This window comes from Coleofasciculus sp., from assembly GCF_046565525.1.
GTDB lineage: Bacteria > Cyanobacteriota > Cyanobacteriia > Cyanobacteriales > Coleofasciculaceae > Coleofasciculus.
In genome coordinates this window covers 1-17,285 of record NZ_JBKHUP010000051.1, presented here as the reverse complement: position 1 = coordinate 17,285, position 17,285 = coordinate 1, and the positions used below count along the sequence as shown (strand labels likewise).

Sequence of the window (17,285 nt, the reverse complement as noted above, 5' to 3'; positions counted from 1 at the left end):
TTATGTCCAGGTACTTATTGGCACAAAGACCTTACCCTTTTCCCCTATACCATCGCGCCAGTTTGTCAGGAGAAACTCCGAAAAAATACCCTAGAATAATAAGCTGGTTAATTAAAGTTGTTTTGATGATTCCTAACCGTTCCCACCGTCGTCCTGATGTAAGAACGAATGCTGGAACAATGGCAATTCGTCCCTGATGTTTCAAGCGGCGGATGAATTCAAAATCTTCCATAATTGGCAAATTAGGAAAACCTCCTATGCTATGAAAGATGGTCGCTTTTAAGAATATAGCTTGGTCGCCATAAGGCATCGAAAAAAAACGCGATCGCCAATTCACCAGTCGTTCAATGAGGCGCAAACCCAACTGTTGAGAATCAATGCGTAATTCAAACGCCCCCGCAATAGTTTGGGGTTCTTGCAGCGCTTGGCGAACTAAACAATCAAAATTGGCAGGTAAACGGGTATCCGCGTGGAGAAATAGGAGAATATCACCCGTCGCCCTCGCTGCACCGGCATTCATTTGACAGGCGCGACCGGGTGGGGTAGAAATAACCTGGACATTTCGCGATCGCGCCACGGTGACTGTTTCATCGCGACTCCCCCCATCCACCACAATAATGTCCACATTATTAGTACCCGTAAGCCTCTCTAAGACCGAACCAATCGTACTCGCTTCATTTAAAACGGGAATAATAACTGAAATCGTTTCGGTTTGCATTTCATCCATTTTTCGCGGCGGGATACCTCGTCCATACTATGTATAGACGTTTTAGGTGAGGAATTGCCTCTACCTGAGTTGAACGTGATAGGATCTATTCACCATCTACTGTAGGAAGGTCTTGTAAGCAACCCCGGTCTCGCATACACGGAGCTTTAGCCAAATAAGTTAAAGCTGTGCTTACCAGCCTAAGTGCTAAGCGCACTACGTTATCGGCAAGTGTTAAAGACCTACCAGCGGATGCGATAGCCAGTTTGCTGCTCTAGAACCGAAAAGTTAAACAGTTTTAAGGTCACTGAAACAGTGCTTTTTGGACAGTTACCGACCGATAACCTTGGCGAGGCTAACTTTACCCCAGAAATGGGTGAAAACCGGAGGGGCAACCATACCCCTCCACCCCGAAAGGGGTATGCTTCTTAAACCGCTACCGCGTGTTCCTCCCTGGTCTAAAGACACAGGGTTTCCCACAACGAAGGATTTTTATGAATCAAGCTTGGCAGCAATTAGCTAGTGTCACTCTCGTCGGTTCCTTAATAGGCATTGTTGTTCCCATCACTCCCGCCCTAGGAGAAGTTCTCACTAGACAAGAGTTTTCTGGTAATTTCACCTTGGTTGATTCTAGCGATCTACTGAAAGACATTTTGCCAAAATCTTCTGAATACTTCGGTTTTGTAGTTTATGATGAGGACAACACCCTACGTGATTGGGGTGTTAACGTTGATGAGCTAAACCTAAGTTTAAGTCCAGCTTCTACTCTAACCGGTCTAGATCCTACTCTACCCGGTTTACAACCCGACGTAGATTTTGAGTTTTCTTCTGCCGTAAATTGGGATTTAATCATTGATTTTGGCATCGCTTTTGACGCCCCTAAGTATAGCTTACGAAGAGAGTCTGAGGAAATCACGTTTACTGCTGCAGTAGGGCTGGCAGGAGGGTATACTTATACAGATCCCGCAGCAAATGTTATCCTTACAACTTCTGACACTTCTAATACTTCGGTTCCCGAACCCGCTACTGTTTTAGGCACAATTTTTGCTTTCGGTGCTGGAGCTTCTGTGCTGAAAAGAAAGTTTTATTGACACTCTCCCGGTTAAAACGCGGGAGATTCTTGAGCTAATCATCGCCCTTTCGAGTCACCTCTAATTAGGTCTTACACAATTATGTCCTACCCGAAGTCAACTAGAATATCACTTAATATCTAGAACCCCTTTTTTTTGGTAGCTCTCCAAGCTTTTACCTAAATTAATTAGGAAGTTTCCGTATGCCCTACGGTACTTATCAAGTATTTAGTTTTTTAAGTTTTTTACAAAAGTGCTATTCCGACTGAGAAATCGGCATTGTACGAATTTTGGCTCGTTTGACATCCTAGCAAGACCAATTACACCATTTAATATTTTTCAGAAGGTTTTTATTTGTACAGAGTTATCACCTACAAACTCTGTTTCTCATATTATTATTATACCTAAGATTAGAAAGAAAAGCAACTAAAGTTGCTAAACTAAACACATTGCTCGGTTTCATCCCTCGGATAAATCACGAGGGCTTTCACCATCGCTTATGACGTAAGCTTTGCGGAAGTTTCCCCCGTGGGGCAATGCGATTAAGCTAAGCCCCACCAAGGCGCTTTCTACCCACTGAGTTAACTGTTACACCTTTGAGGTTACATTGGTTGCCCATTTTCAATTAATTTTGACCTGAAAGCGCATTAATCCCACATTAGTTGGAGGTGTGTTAGAAATATCGCCTAACTCCAAAACCACGGCTCCATTGGGATTGTTGGCTTCAGCACAGGGCGTTGATACAGGATTTAGAGGAGGAAAAAATATCCCCGAATCTTGATCCGCTGCATTACTTTGGGGTATGGGTGTCCCGTCTTGATTTAACAAAATTCCCCTACCTTGCCTAAAACTATCAGAGATAAACGTTGTCCCTTCTGGAATGAGATCACAGATATTCACCCCATTAACCCCTGTGCCACCATTTGACAAGAAATAGATCGTGTATTCAACAATATCACCACTTTGCAAAACTCTATCGGGACTAATTCTGGGAACACCTAAAAGCCCTCTCCCAGGTAGCTGAGACCACCCAATAGCATTATCATCAGGATCATTGGGATCGTCTACAACAGTATTAAAGTTAATTCCTTCTAGCACTTGTCCATCTCTGTTCACCTGAGTAATGCGCTTCACCAGAAGCAGGCGCGGTTCTCCGGCAAAAAACACTTCTGCACTAGCTCGATCATTTCCAGGATTCGGATCATCTTGATCTAAAGCACTAATCACCGCCGTGTTGGTAACAGAACCAGGAATATCCCCAGTGGCGATAATCTCTAACGTAGCCTCGTTACCATTGACTAGATTCCCCACTGACCAAATTCCGGTTCTGCTATTGTATGAACCTTGAGACGCGGTTGCCGATCTGAATGTTACCTCAGTTGGCAAGGGTTCCGTCACCGCCACATCCGTAGCATCATTAGTATCGTTATTGGTCAGAGTAATAGTGTAGGTTATATCGTCTCCCACATTTGCCTGATTTGGGCGTGCGGTTTTACTCAAGCCGAGGTCAACCGATTGCAAGGGAATCGCCGCACTATCTTGGTCATCCTCACCAGCAATGCTATTTCCTGGTGTAGAATCTGGGTCAGGTCGATCTGAGGCTATGACTTGCGCTCGATTCACTACGGTTTCACTTGTGGTTAAGGTTGCCTCAATTTGCAACGTGGCGCTACTGTCGTTATCAAGATTGCCCACCGTCCAGACGCCAGTTTGGTTATCATAGCTTCCCTGGCTGGGTGTCGCTGAAATAAAGCTCAATCCGGCGGGTAATGAGTCCCTAACTCGCACATCAGTCGTGGCTAGAGGTCCATCATTGGTTACGGTGATGGAGATGGTTACATTTTCCCCCGGTGCAGCACTAGCAGGGGCTGCAGTCTTAGTTAGGCTCAAGTCGGCGGTTCGTTCGATGGGGGTTTGAACGGTACTGGTATTATTATCAGGATTGGGGTCTGTTATGTCATCTCCTACGGAGTTATTCGGTCCGAGGGGAACTGTGGCGGTATTGGTTAATGTCCCCGAAGCATTTCTGGCGAGAGTGCCGATTACCGTATAAGTAGCGGTAGCCTCCGGATTGAGAGTGACGGTTGTATTGATCCCATTGCCTGTACCATTTGCCGCACCGCAACTCCCAGTACCGTTAGTAATCGCACAAGTCCACCTGACATTAGTAATCGTATCAGGAATCGTATCCGTTACCGTTGCCCCCATGACATCATTAGGACCATTATTGGTCACCGCGATTTCAAAGACAATCCTACCATTGGCAACAACTTGGTCTGAACGAATACGTTTTTCAATTGCCAAGTCTGCTTTGGCAATGACTATAGCATCCGTAAACGTAAAATCCTGAGACGGTAAAAAAGTCCAAGTGTCAATACCCCTGCGATCGCCAAAGCAGGTTGTTTCCTCACTAGAATTAATACAATCATAGCTATGAGCGCCATTACGGCTGCTGACTCCTGCTAGACCAACTCCGTTGATTGAGGCATCTAGGGGATCAGGAGGGATGCCGGGTCCACTAAAACGACTATCGTCATAGTAAACTGTAAAATTTGGACTATTTCGACCATTCAGCCGTTCTAAGATAATCCCATTGGGATTCGCTTCCACATCTAAAAAAGGAAAATGGACTTGAGCCGCAAACAGATTAATGCGAACCTCGAATCCTTGGCGACCACCTGGTAGGGGGTTTCCATCTCCATCTAGCCCATCCCAAACCACTTCATTTTCCCCTTGGCTTACTCGACCTGTGAGGATTCTGTCTCGGATTGAGCCGTCATCATTTCCGAAAATACCATCGCCATTCAAGTCAATGACAATTCTGTAACTACCCGCCCGTGTCGTGGTGAACCTAAATGTACCACCACCTGGCGATGCGGCTTGACCGGGCGTACCATCATTACCGATAAATCGAAAATCCCTCACCTCTCCAGGAGCTATGGGTTCTAGGGGCGTATTTAGAATTCCGGGTTCAGGTCGGTTAAAGAAAATTCTGTGGGTTCGGTCATCACCAGTATTGGGATTAGTGAACGGATTTTGGAAGTCAGGGGGTGGAGTTAGGGGAACAGAGGAGAAGAATGGTTCTCCGCTTGGTCGTCTAAATCCTTTATTGTTTGAGAAAAAGATGAATCCGAAGGGTTCGATACCGTTCAAATCAATGCGGTACAAATAACCTTCTTCGGTCAGGATGTAGGCTTCGGAACTCAGGGGAGCCTCTCTACCTCCCATATTCAGCGCCAGATAATTGGCAAAGGCGCGACCCTGAATTTCTCTACCCGCATCGGCTACGGTGACATCCCAAGCGGTTACAAAGTTATCATTGTTACCTTGTGAGGACCAAGAATCGTCGGCGGGAATAGGGTTTGGGTTGACTGTACTTGAAGGATTAGGACTAACAATGTTAATTTGCCAAACCCCAGTTTGATCAACGTCCACGGTACAAGGTGTGTAACCACCGGAAAAAAGAGTATTAGGACCGATTCTTTCTTCTGCACGATTTTCAATCTTACCCCTGGTGCCGCAACTACCAGATGCACCACTGGGTCTTGTGTAATTAATCGTACCCTGACCGATGCCCACAGCACTTGAACCTAAATAGAGCGTTTCACCTGCCTCAGCATAAACCTGAATCACCGTTTGGCGCAGTATTGGTCCTGTCTCCAAGGAGTCATTGCGATAGTCCAAAAAAGGGCGAAAGCCTCCACTTGAGGTTAATTCGCGGCTTCCTTCAGCCTGAACTGGAGGAGTCCAAAGACTACAGATGCACAAGGAAAGGGCAAGGCTACTGATTACCCCACTAAGGGAGTGAGTTTTGAGGTTATTCACTATCTACCATTTACGTTTCAACAGTCATAGGTTGGAGGTGGTGAAGACAGCGTCGGCGACGAACGGCAAATCTACCCCTAGGATAGATTTCCAGGGGTAGGGGAAAGTTAGCCGAACTGGGCAGACTTACACCGGGCAAAAGCCCGATAAACTCCTCATAGTCCTATGATTTCGCTAAACTCGCGCTAAGAATAACGCGATAGGGGCTAATCTAATCACACTTTTTCGGTAAAAAAATCAGTCTCTCGATAGAGGACAACTATTCTCTCGCTTGCACAATAACGGACTGTCCTCACCTGCTCAAATCCTCTGGACGGTCAATATCATGGAGCATTGGCTCAAATGCGATGGCTAATCCCAAGTTATCGGCAATCTCTACGGTTTGTTGTCTGACTTGTGAGGTTCCCCAATTAATTCCCACAAAGAGTTCAGGAATTAACCGCCGCAAACCAATCAGATAATATCCCCCATCTTGGGCAGGTCCTAATACTAAATCCTGTGCTTCAAGCCATTGAAATGCTTCAGACATTATTTGAGTGTCTAAATCGGGGCAATCTGTACCAATAATCACCACTCCAGTCATTCCCCCTGCAAATGATCTCTCAAATGCCAATGCCATTCTCTCGCCTAAATCTCCCTCACTTTGTTGACGGTAAATTACATCAGCACCTAACCACAATTCCATTAGCTGTTGATTCCCTCCAGCAAAATGAATTTCTACAGATACAGGATGAAAATCTTGCAGTTTTTTTGCTTTAGCCAGGGTATTTTCTGCCATCTGGCGTTGCAGTTTTGCTGCACCTTCCTCACCTAAAGCAGGAATCAGGCGCGTTTTAGTTTTTCCCGGTTCTGGATAGCGCGTAAAAATAATTAGCGTTTCGTTTACAGTAGCTGGAGTCATTCGATTAAGCTGATGTGCATCTAAATAGACGATAGTCAAATCGTTGTCAGGGCTGTGAGGTGTAGGGGTATGCTAATTAAATGCGTGACCGTTTCATAGCTTACGCTTTCTTGGCATCTAAATCACCATTTGTAGGGGCACGATACTATCGTGTCCCTACCGGGTTGACTGTCGTGTTTACCAAAATTAGTCAAGAGTTTATTGAATTTAGAGACATGGTATAGTGATTCAGTCAACATCAGATTCATGAGCCTCTTCCCAAACCTCCCAGCCTTCTTTAATCAAATAAAAAACGATAATAAATCCGGCAAACGGATCAGCTTGCCAAAAGCCAAACCAGTAATTACCAGCTAACCCTAAAAGTAATGCCACAGAGAGAAAGGAACAGACCAAGGTTTCTTTCGCATCGGCAATCAGCGCCCTACTATTAATTTGTTTCCCAACTTTATTTTTTTGCCATGCCAATAGGGGCATAATAATCAACGAGAGGATAGCGAGAATAATACCCAGCAATGATGGATCTGGAGCGTCTTGTGTAATTAACTTTCTCAGCGATTCAAATCCAATATATCCAGCCATCAAGAAAAATGTAATTGCCACAAACTGGATGGCTCGTTGCTCAATTTTATCTTCAGCTTCCGGTGTCATGCTTTGATGCTGGCTGAGACGCCAAATTAAAATGCATCCCGATAAGGATTCAACAATACTATCCAGTCCAAACCCAATTAATGCAATACTATTGTTGAGCGCACCTAAAAGAATAGAAGCAACGGCTTCAAGAATGTTATAGCCAACGGTAAAATATTCTAAATAAAGTCCTTTTTGATAAAGCTTGCTCATTAAAAAATACCTCGGCAGGATTTGTGGGGTTAGTAGATCCGTTCAATACAGGATATCACTAATAACATTCCCCCACACTTCACCGAATACGAATGGCACTGACTGATATGCTGGTGGGCAATGCCCACCCTACGGTATAGCAATAGTTTCAGCGATTCAAAAATGCTTATTTCAACGCCATTACACCTAATATCCAGTTGCGCCTCTAGTCGCATGTTCCTTGTAGAAACGGGAGTGTAGGGGTGGGTTTTACCAATAACATTTTGGCACAAACAAATAATTTAACTAAACCAGCCCTGCTAAAGAATCAGGGAAAACCAAAATCATTAGAGTTCCCTCCCCTTGATAAGGGGAGGGTTAGGGAGGGGTCAAATCAAGGTATTACAAATTGATGTTTGAGCGTTTGCTTCATTGAGTTTCCACCCAAACAGTTAATGGGACTTTCCCCCTAATTTTTGGTGAACCTAAACTTTGACCTTGGCACTCATGTCTAACATGCGCTGAATCGGTTGTAAAGCCGCAATCCGAATGTGTTCGGGTAACGTAATTTCTGGCTGACGCTGCTTCATGGCTAGATAGAGTTTTTCCAGCGTATTCAACCGCATGAACGGACATTCATTACAGTTACAATTATTAGTTGAAGGTGCTGGAATGAAACGCTTATTGGGCATTTCTTTTTGCATTTGGTGAATAATTCCCGGTTCTGTCACCACAATAAATTTTGAACGGGGACTGGTTTGCGAATACTTCAACAGCGCTGTTGTTGAGCCAATGTAGCTCGCTTGGCGGAGTACTGGGGGTTCGCATTCGGGATGAGCAATAACCTCGGCATCGGGGTGTTCAATCTGTAGCTGTACAATTCTCTTTTCCGAGAAGGTTTCGTGAACAATACAACTCCCTTGCCACAGCAGCAAATCACGACCAGTCTGCTGCATCACATAACGCCCTAAATTCCGGTCTGGGGCAAAAATAATCGGTTGATCTGGGGGAATTTGCTGGACAATTTCGACGGCGTTGGAACTGGTGCAAATAATATCACTCATCGCCTTAATTTCGGCGGAGCAATTGATATAAGATATGACTAAATGGTCAGGGTGTTCTGCCTTAAATTGGGCAAACGCATCCGGGGGACAACTATCAGCGAGAGAACAACCGGCGTTTAAGTCGGGTAGGAGAACGAGTTTGTCGGGATTGAGGATTTTGGCAGTTTCTGCCATGAAATGAACACCCGCAAAGACGATGACATCTGCATCTGTATTAGCTGCTTGGCGGGAAAGTCCTAAAGAATCGCCAATATAATCGGCAATATCCTGAATATCGGGGTCTTGGTAGTAGTGGGCAAGGATAACGGCGTTGAGTTCCTGCTTGAGGATGTCAATGGCGTTAAATAGGTCATCGGGAATTGACCCAAAGGGTTGGGTCGTTTGAGGCAGTACGGTTGTAAACAATGTTGTAAATTACCCGGAATATAAACCTTCCAAAGTAATTATAGTAAATTTTACCAAAAATAGCAGAGGTGATGTCATTCTTTCTTGACTGATTCGTCATCTGTCATTTGTCAGGGGATTGAGTTTTGGCGACTAATTGGGCAAATTCCTGTAAAGTTTCCCCATATTGCTCCCCAGCCACCCAGAACAAATCATTATGACTAGCACCATCTACCCACAAGGAGAGTTTTGGTTCAGGGGCGGCGGCAAATAGGCGTTTTCCGTGGGAGAGGGGGATGGTTTCATCGGCGGTGCCATGGATGACTAAGACGGGACAGTTCACCTGGGTGATCTTGTCCAGGTTGGGGAATTTATCAAAGGGTAAAATCGGGATGGGTAGCACGACGCGAAAGGCGGAGGTGAACGAACTTTCGAGGATTAAACCTGCCAAGGGGTGACGGGCGGCTAAATCTACGGCTGAACCGCCGCCGACGGAACGTCCATAGGCGATAATTTGTTCCGGTGGTACTTTCAGTTGCTCTTTTAAATAGGTAAAGGCGGTGTCACTATCGCGATAGGCATTACGTTCAGAGGGACTTCCCTGACTCGTGCCATAGCCGCGATAATCGTAGGCAAAGACGCTAAACCCGAGACTGTGCAGATGATGCAGCAGGGGCTGAATATTGCCTAAGTCCTCGGCATTGCCGTGAATGTAGAGGATAGTATAAGTAGCTGCCGGATTGGGCAAGTAAACGGCGGAAATCTGGATATCATCAGCCGTCGTCAATTTGAGAATGTCGGGGGTGTCTGGGTAGCTGGAGGGGGAGGGTAGGAAAATCATCCGATCTGCGATGAAGAAGACGTATAAGGCAAAGAAGACGTAGATAAAAATTAGCGATCGCACGAGTCGTTTCCAGGTAAACTCACCCAATAGCCGCCGTTTGAGGGTTTCTTTATCCATCTGTTTATTATGGCGCGATCGGAAGTTGTACACTTAGCTTTGCTGCTTTCTTGAGGACATGAAATGGCTTTAGAGTATCCTGATGACTTAAAGTATCTAGACAGCCACGAGTATGTACGACTCGACGGGGAAATTGCCACTATCGGGATTAGTGCCTTTGCCATCGATCAGTTAGGTGATATTGTGTTCATCGAACTGCCCGATGTGAATAGTGCTTTGGAAAAAGGGGAAACCTTTGGCACGATTGAATCGGTGAAAGCTGTTGAGGATATGTATGCCCCGGTTACAGGAACGGTGATTGAACGCAACGATGCTGTCGTGGAATCTCCCGAACTGATTGCTGAAGATCCTTATGGTGAAGGGTGGTTTCTGAAAGTGCGGGTTAATGATGCCGATGAATTAGAAGACGCTTTGTCTGCGTCTGAATATCAGGCTCAGGTGGAAGGAGAGGAGTAAGCGTTAGGGGTGCAGGGGGAGCTGGGGGAGCAGGGGAGCAGGGGAAGCAGGGGAAGCAGAGGGAGCAGGGGGAGCAGGGGGAGAAATTTCCTAATCAAAGAATGATAAAGGACGAATGACCAATGACCAATGACCAATGACAAATGACCAATGACAGCACGATCGCGAATGGTTTGTTAAAAAATAATAAGGAGTCGTCCTGACTCTAGCGGCTTGATGCACCCAAATCTTTGAATGAATCGGTTTGATATGACTAACTCAAATGTCTCAGTTAATCCAGACACAACCCTCAATGGCGTCTCTAATGATTCTCAGCCAACTGTTTCTGCGGCGGCGGATCATTTAGTATCAACCGATTCTTATGCTAGACGGCATATTGGTGTCAATGCTGAAGACGTAGGGCAAATGCTGGATATCTTGGGCTACTCCAGCTTGGATGAACTGATTGATGGCGCTGTCCCCTCAACCATTCGGCTAAATCATCCGCTCAACTTACCCCCCGCCCAAAGCGAAAAAGCTGCCCTTACCCAACTTCAGGACATTGCCTCAAAAAACCAGGTGTTTCGCTCATTCATCGGCATGGGTTATCACGACTGTATTACCCCACCGGTGATCCTGCGGAATATTCTGGAAAATCCAGGCTGGTATACAGCCTACACCCCCTATCAAGCCGAAATTGCCCAAGGGCGACTGGAGGCGTTGCTGAACTTTCAAACCCTAATTATTGATTTAACGGGTTTGGATATCGCCAATTCGTCGTTACTGGATGAAGGAACAGCGGCGGCGGAAGCCATGAGTATGAGTTATGGCTTGTGCAGAACTAAAGCCAATGCCTTCTTTGTCTCTCAGGATTGCCATCCCCAAACGATTCAGGTGGTGCAAACCCGTGCCAAACCATTGGGAATGGAGATTATTGTCGGTGATCATCAGACATTTGAGTTTGAGTCGCCAATTTTTGGCGCATTACTGCAATATCCTGCCACTGATGGCACAATTTACGATTACCGGGAGTTTGTGAGTAAGGTACATGAGGCGGGCGGTTTAGTCACGGTTGCGGCTGATCCCTTGAGTCTAACCCTGCTGACACCTCCGGGTGAATTCGGTGCGGATATTGCCGTAGGAACGACTCAACGCTTTGGTGTACCCCTGGGATACGGTGGACCTCATGCGGCATATTTTGCCACCCGTGAGGCGTATAAACGGCAGGTTCCAGGGCGAATTGTCGGTGTGTCTAAGGATGCCCAAGGGAAACCCGCCTTGCGCCTTGCCCTCCAAACCCGTGAACAGCATATCCGTCGGGATAAAGCCACGAGTAATATTTGTACGGCACAAGTCTTGCTGGCGGTGATTGCCAGTATGTACGCGGTTTATCATGGATCAGAGGGACTTAAGCAAATTGCTCTGCGTGTGCATCGGTTAACGATGATATTGGCAGCTGGGTTAGAACGCTTGGGTTATAACATTAGTTCACAACCGTTCTTTGATACGGTGCGGGTGGAGTTAGATGCCCAGGAACTCGGCGATATTCTCAAGGCGGCGCAAGCCAGGGGGATGAATCTGCGGGTGTTGGATGAAGCTGCGATCGCGATTACCCTGGATGAAGTGACAACGTTCCAAGATGTGGTGACTCTCCTGGATATTTTCGGATCAGTTGGCGTCGAGGGCATTGATTCGCTACCGTTTCCCGTTGACTCCCTGCTGAAACGAGACGTTGACAGCTTTGAACCTCCTTTTACCCGCACCCGTCCCTATCTTACTGACCCAGTTTTTCACCGTTATCATTCAGAAACCGAATTATTGCGCTATATCCATCGTCTCCAAGCTAAGGATTTATCTCTCACCACCTCAATGATTCCCTTGGGTTCCTGTACGATGAAACTCAATGGCACAGCCGAGATGATGCCGATTACTTGGGCGGAATTTAGCCAGATTCATCCCTTCGCCCCCTTATCTCAAACCCAGGGATATCAGATTTTATTCCAACAGCTTGAGGCGTGGTTGGCAGAAATTACCGGGTTTGCCGGGATTTCCTTACAACCCAATGCTGGGGCGCAAGGGGAATATGCGGGATTGCTGGTAATTCGCCAGTATCATGAACACCGGGGCGAGGGACATCGACAGATTTGTTTGATTCCCCAATCCGCCCACGGTACGAATCCGGCGAGTGCAGTTATGGCAGGATTAAAGGTGGTAGCCGTTACCTGTGATGACCAAGGGAATATCGATGTGGCGGATTTGAAGGCAAAGGCAGAAAAGCACAGCCAGAATTTAGCGGCGTTGATGGTGACGTATCCGTCTACTCATGGCGTTTTTGAGGAAGAAATCCGCGAAATTTGCGATACGATTCATGCTCATGGTGGACAAGTGTATCTGGATGGGGCGAATATGAATGCCCAAGTGGGATTGTGTCGTCCTGGGGATTATGGGGCGGATGTTTGCCATTTAAATTTACACAAAACCTTTTGTATTCCCCATGGTGGTGGGGGTCCGGGGATGGGACCGATTGGGGTACAGTCTCATTTAGTGCCGTTTTTGCCGGATGTGTCGTTTGTTAAAGGTTATGGATCGGTGACAAATCACGATTCCGTGGGCGTTGTGGCGTCAGCCCCCTGGGGAAGTGCGAGTATTTTACCGATTTCCTGGATGTATATCGCTTTAATGGGGGCAGATGGGTTAACCCAAGCGACGAAGGTGGCGATTTTGAATGCGAATTATATTGCCCATCGCTTAGCGCCTTATTATCCGATTTTGTATCAGGGGAAATCGGGTTTGGTGGCGCATGAATGTATTTTAGATTTGCGGGGTTTGAAAAAGTCAGCCGGGATTGAGGTGGATGATATTGCCAAGCGGTTAATGGATTATGGGTTCCACGCGCCAACGGTTTCTTGGCCCGTAGCGGGGACAATGATGGTGGAACCGACGGAAAGTGAGTCGAAGGAGGAGTTGGATCGGTTCTGTGATGCGATGATTGGGATTCGCCAAGAGGTTGAGGCGATTGAGTCAGGGGAGGTTGATCAGGAGAATAATGTGCTCAAAAATGCTCCTCATACGGCGGAGGTTTTAATTGCAGGGGAATGGAATCGCCCCTATTCTCGCGAACAAGCGGCTTATCCCGCACCATGGACAAGGGAACACAAGTTTTGGGCGGCGGTAGGGCGGATTGACAATGCCTTTGGCGATCGCAATTTGGTTTGTTCTTGTGTGGGTATGGAGGAATATAACCAAAATTAAACCCATTTAGTGGGGTTTGCAGAAACTCTTGATACGTAGGGTGGGCATTGCCCACCAGCTTTTTCAGTGCCGTTCAAGTTAACATCATTGAAGCTAAAACTCTGAGTGCGAAAGGATGATGGGCTAAAGCCCTGACTACGAACTACGAACGATCGCGCGTTGAACGGATCACTTGGCTAATCTGCCACATCACAAACCCTGCACTGGTACTGAGTTCTAATTTGGGATGGATGAATGTACCTAACACAAGAGGAAGGGAGAATTCGATCAGGATAAGTGCGATCGCTCTTTTTTTAGGGGTTGGGCGTGTCATGAATTTGACCTTGATTTTGATTACAAGGTCAAGGTAATTTTGGGTTAATCCCTCCAAGCAAAGGCATTTCAGCCAATCCGGGGAATCGTTTAGAATCAGAGTCAAGGGGTTTGGGGTAGAGGGAGGAACCTTGGGGTAACCCAAACTTATGGGCAAAATTTCTAGGCGTGAGGAATGCCAAAGTATAGCCACGGTTCTGATGTGCAAGCCTGGGTGAGGCGGGTATTATCCGCCATTCTGGGTTATGTGAATTACGAGTTTGAGGAAGAGGTTAAACTGAGTTTCGACTGGCGTGAGGAGCACCAGTTGATTGTCAGAACCACTCTCAGAGTATTGGTTGAACTCACCCAGAAGGATGATGATAAGGGGAATTTAGACAAGCGGAAAGTCCGCGAAGCGCTACGGTATTATCTGAAAGATTTTTTGCAGATATTAGAGGATAACCGCACCCAAAATCAGGGGGCGGAGGATTGGCATTTTACGCTAAAACTTTGGTCATCGGATAAAGCGGAGAATCTGAGACAGTTTGATCAAGCGTGGGAGAGAAAAAGAGGGAAAAAATTGCAGCAACCCGCCGTATCGCCAAAGCAAAACGGGATACATTGGCGTGAGATTTGCCACGCCATGCTGGAGAAACGGCGACGCGCTACCAGTAATATTTTGATGCAGGAAGAGTCTGCCAAGTTTGAACGGGAACAGATTTATGTACCTCTGGCGTTGGTGGAGAGGAAAAAACAGGATAAGCGCGATCGCGAATTTTTACCCGAAAAAGGAACCCAACTCTATGAACCCCAGTATCAGGAAACCCAGCGTTTTGAACATGATACATTTTTTAGTCAGATTCTGGAGAAAGGGGAAGGAAAAAGCCAAGGGAAACAGATTGCTTTAATCGGCGAACCGGGGGCGGGAAAGACAACATTGCTACACGCGATCGCGTTTTGGCTATTGGAGAAGAATTTAGGGTTGCCGATTTGGATAAATCTGGCGGATTTGTCGGGTAAGGATATTAGCAAGTATTTGTTAGAGGTTTGGTTAAATCAAGCGATTCCGCCAACGCGATTGAGTCAAATAATTCGGGATGATTTGGTTAAGCAAATTGAACAGGGGCGGGTGTGGCTGCTGTTGGATGGGGTGGATGAGATAGTAGCTTCTACTGTTAAGCTGAACAACGCCAGAAATTGGGGAGATTCTTCGTTCCACTCCGTTCCACTCAGAATGACATCCGAGAATCCCATACAAGCAATGGCGGATCAATTAACGGGTTGGATTAATCAGGCGCGGGTGGTGTTAACCTGTCGGTTAAATGTTTGGTTGGCGTCTACGAATGCATTAGAAACCTTTGAAACCTATCGCCTATTAGATTTTGATTATCCCCAGCAGGTACATCAATTTATTGATAATTGGTTTAATCCCCTCCAACCCCTCTTTGTAAGGGGGGAGCAAGATGGCTCTATTTGTCTTTCTGTTAGTCAAGATACATCTATTTCTCTACCCCTTAATCAAGATACCTCTACTTCTCTCCCCCTTAGTAAGGGGGAGTCGGAGGGGGTTAAAAAAGCCGAACGATTAAAAGCCGAATTAGCCCAACCCGAACGCATCCGCATCCGCGATTTAGTCCAAAATCCCCTACGGTTAGCGCTATTATGTAGTACCTGGCAAACCTGGGAGGGACATTTACCCGATACCCAGGCGGGATTGTATCAGAAGTTTGTCCAGCAGTTTTATATCTGGAAAGCGTCTATTTTTCATACCGATAGGCAAGATGAATTAAATCAAGCCTTGGGACAATTAGCGCTGCGGGATATTGATGAAGGTACATCGCGGTTCCGCTTGCGGGAAGGGTTTATTGAACAGGAATTAGGAAATATAACGGATAAAAATTCACTGTTTTCCTTAGCATTGCAGTTGGGTTGGTTGAATGTGGTGGGAGTGGCAGCAGAAAAGCCAGATGAGAAAGTTTATGCCTTTTATCACCCCACGTTTGAGGAATATTTTGCCGCGCTGGCGGTTGAAGATTGGCACTTTTTCTTGAATCATCGAAACCCACCTCTAACCTTAACTGATCAAGAGGGAGAATCAGCTAACGCTCTAAAAGCCCTGCTTTTGAAGGGGGGTTGGGGGGATCTCTCTTACCGCATATTTGAGCCGCAATGGAAACAGGTTATTTTGCTGTGGTTGGGGCGTGAGGATGTGGAAAAGGAACAGAAGGAGGAGTTTATCCAGGCGTTAGTAGAATTTGAGGATGGATGCGGAGGTTTTTATTGGTATCGAGCCTATTTTATCACCGCAGCCGGAATTGCTGAGTTTAAAGATTGTTCCTGGGCAGATGAAATAGTAGAGACAATGATTACACTGGGCTTTGGATGTTTCAACACTAAAAAACAGAAGTGGCGGAGATTTCTTGATCCGGTAGAAGAGGGAGCAAGGGCGGTGTTGCTACAGACGGAGTGTCCAAGAGCGATCGCCGCTTTAGTGGAATTAATCCATACCGCACAAGAGGCATCTACCCGTTGGCAAGCTGCAGAAAGTTTAGAGAAAATTGGCAAAGATAATCCCGAAGCTATCGCCGCTTTAGTCAAATTAATCCATTCCTCAAAACATGAATTTATCCGTTTGCAAGCCGCAGAGAGTTTGGGGGAAATTGACAAAGATAATCACCAAGCTATCGCCGCTTTGGTCAAATTAATCCATTCCTCAAAACATGAATTTATCCGTTTGCAAGCCGCAGAGAGTTTGGGAAAAATTGACAAAGATAATCCCCAAGCTATCGCCACTTTAGTCGAATTAATCCATTTCTCACAGGATGAAGATAGTCATGGTCAAGCTGTAGAGAGTTTAGGGGAAATCGGCAAAGATAATCCCGAAGCTATCGCCGCTTTAGTCAAATTAATCCATTCCTCACAGGATGAATACATTCGTAGGCAAGCTGTAGAGAGTTTAGGGGAAATCGGCAAAGATAATCCCGAAGCTATCGACGCTTTAGTCAAATTAATCCATTCCTCACAGGATGAATACATTCGTAGGCAAACTGTAGAGAGTTTAGGGGAAATCGACAAAGATAATCCCGAAGCTATCGCCGCTTTAGTCAAATTAATCAATTCCTCACAGGATGAATATACCCGTAGGCAAGCCGCACAGAGTTTAGGAGAAATTGGCAAAGATAATCTCCATGCCATCGCCGCTTTAGTTCAATTAATCAATTCCTCACAGGATGAATATACCCGTAGGCAAGCCGCACAGAGTTTAGGGAAAATCAGCAAAGATAATCCCCACTCCATCGCCGCTTTAGTCAAATTAATTCATTCCTCACACGATGAATCTACTCGTTTGCAAGCCGCAGAGAGTTTAGGGAAAATAGACAAAGACAATCCCCAAGCCATCGCCGCTTTAGTCCGATTAATCCATACCTCTCAAGATAAATATACCCCTAGGCAAGCGGCAAATAGTTTAGGAGAAATTGGCAAAGATAATCCCCACGCCATCGCCGCTTTAGTCAAATTAATTCATTCCTCACACGATGAATCTACTCGTTTGCAAGCCGCAGAGAGTTTAGGG

General features: G+C 46.1%; 11 protein-coding genes. 4 read left to right on the top strand and 7 right to left on the bottom strand.

What is annotated here, in order from left to right; genetic code table 11:
- Window positions 1-31: 31 nt before the first annotated feature.
- Window positions 32-718, bottom strand: coding sequence for a TIGR04283 family arsenosugar biosynthesis glycosyltransferase (locus ACLGGO_RS18720; protein ID WP_446420468.1), 687 nt, complete (start codon window positions 716-718; stop codon window positions 32-34).
- Between the two features lie 482 nt (window positions 719-1,200).
- Between ACLGGO_RS18720 and ACLGGO_RS18715 the strand changes: the two genes are divergently transcribed.
- A complete protein-coding gene (locus tag ACLGGO_RS18715; RefSeq protein ID WP_446420443.1) occupies window positions 1,201-1,797 on the top strand; it encodes a PEP-CTERM sorting domain-containing protein in 597 nt (198 codons plus the stop codon).
- A 600-nt stretch (window positions 1,798-2,397) separates the two neighbouring features.
- Here ACLGGO_RS18715 and ACLGGO_RS18710 read toward each other — a convergent pair.
- From ACLGGO_RS18710 to ACLGGO_RS18690, 5 genes are all read right to left on the bottom strand, one after another.
- Window positions 2,398-5,601: a hypothetical protein gene (locus ACLGGO_RS18710; RefSeq protein WP_446420442.1), complete on the bottom strand. Its 3,204-nt coding sequence runs from the start codon at window positions 5,599-5,601 to the stop codon at window positions 2,398-2,400.
- Window positions 5,602-5,893: 292 nt separating this feature from the next.
- On the bottom strand, window positions 5,894-6,502 hold the full coding sequence (locus ACLGGO_RS18705; protein WP_446335658.1) for a TIGR04282 family arsenosugar biosynthesis glycosyltransferase: 609 nt from the start codon (window positions 6,500-6,502) through the stop codon (window positions 5,894-5,896).
- A gap of 228 nt (window positions 6,503-6,730) precedes the next feature.
- The gene (locus tag ACLGGO_RS18700; RefSeq protein WP_446420441.1) at window positions 6,731-7,342 is read right to left on the bottom strand and encodes a cation diffusion facilitator family transporter; all 612 of its coding nucleotides are present in this window, start codon (window positions 7,340-7,342) and stop codon (window positions 6,731-6,733) included.
- Window positions 7,343-7,806: 464 nt separating this feature from the next.
- Entirely contained in the window at window positions 7,807-8,790 is a 984-nt protein-coding gene (nadA, locus tag ACLGGO_RS18695; RefSeq protein WP_446420440.1) for a quinolinate synthase NadA, read from the bottom strand.
- A gap of 103 nt (window positions 8,791-8,893) precedes the next feature.
- A complete protein-coding gene (locus ACLGGO_RS18690) occupies window positions 8,894-9,730 on the bottom strand; it encodes an alpha/beta hydrolase (RefSeq protein WP_446420439.1) in 837 nt (278 codons plus the stop codon).
- Between the two features lie 63 nt (window positions 9,731-9,793).
- On the opposite strand from ACLGGO_RS18690, the gene gcvH reads away from it, so the two are divergent.
- Window positions 9,794-10,186 (top strand): glycine cleavage system protein GcvH, encoded by a 393-nt coding sequence (gene gcvH, locus ACLGGO_RS18685; RefSeq protein WP_446335662.1) that lies wholly within the window; start codon window positions 9,794-9,796, stop codon window positions 10,184-10,186.
- A 249-nt stretch (window positions 10,187-10,435) separates the two neighbouring features.
- Entirely contained in the window at window positions 10,436-13,417 is a 2,982-nt protein-coding gene (gene gcvP, locus ACLGGO_RS18680) for an aminomethyl-transferring glycine dehydrogenase (RefSeq protein WP_446420438.1), read from the top strand.
- Window positions 13,418-13,559: 142 nt separating this feature from the next.
- Here gcvP and ACLGGO_RS18675 read toward each other — a convergent pair whose 3' ends face one another.
- Window positions 13,560-13,730 (bottom strand): hypothetical protein, encoded by a 171-nt coding sequence (locus ACLGGO_RS18675; protein WP_446367753.1) that lies wholly within the window; start codon window positions 13,728-13,730, stop codon window positions 13,560-13,562.
- Between the two features lie 174 nt (window positions 13,731-13,904).
- Between ACLGGO_RS18675 and ACLGGO_RS18670 the strand changes: the two genes are divergently transcribed.
- A partial coding sequence (locus ACLGGO_RS18670; RefSeq protein WP_446420437.1) for a HEAT repeat domain-containing protein occupies window positions 13,905-17,285 on the top strand: 3,381 nt, incomplete at its 3' end.

Bases quoted from the DNA above. Each gene is read 5' to 3' on its own strand.
- ACLGGO_RS18720 (WP_446420468.1), bottom strand. From the start codon at position 718: ATGCAAACCGAAACGATTTCAGTTATTATTCCCGTTTTAAATGAAGCG.
- ACLGGO_RS18715 (WP_446420443.1), top strand. From the start codon at position 1,201: ATGAATCAAGCTTGGCAGCAATTAGCTAGTGTCACTCTCGTCGGTTCC.
- ACLGGO_RS18705 (WP_446335658.1), bottom strand. From the start codon at position 6,502: ATGACTCCAGCTACTGTAAACGAAACGCTAATTATTTTTACGCGCTAT.
- ACLGGO_RS18700 (WP_446420441.1), bottom strand. From the start codon at position 7,342: ATGAGCAAGCTTTATCAAAAAGGACTTTATTTAGAATATTTTACCGTT.
- ACLGGO_RS18690 (WP_446420439.1), bottom strand. From the start codon at position 9,730: ATGGATAAAGAAACCCTCAAACGGCGGCTATTGGGTGAGTTTACCTGG.
- gcvH (WP_446335662.1), top strand. From the start codon at position 9,794: ATGGCTTTAGAGTATCCTGATGACTTAAAGTATCTAGACAGCCACGAG.
- gcvP (WP_446420438.1), top strand. From the start codon at position 10,436: ATGACTAACTCAAATGTCTCAGTTAATCCAGACACAACCCTCAATGGC.
- ACLGGO_RS18675 (WP_446367753.1), bottom strand. From the start codon at position 13,730: ATGACACGCCCAACCCCTAAAAAAAGAGCGATCGCACTTATCCTGATC.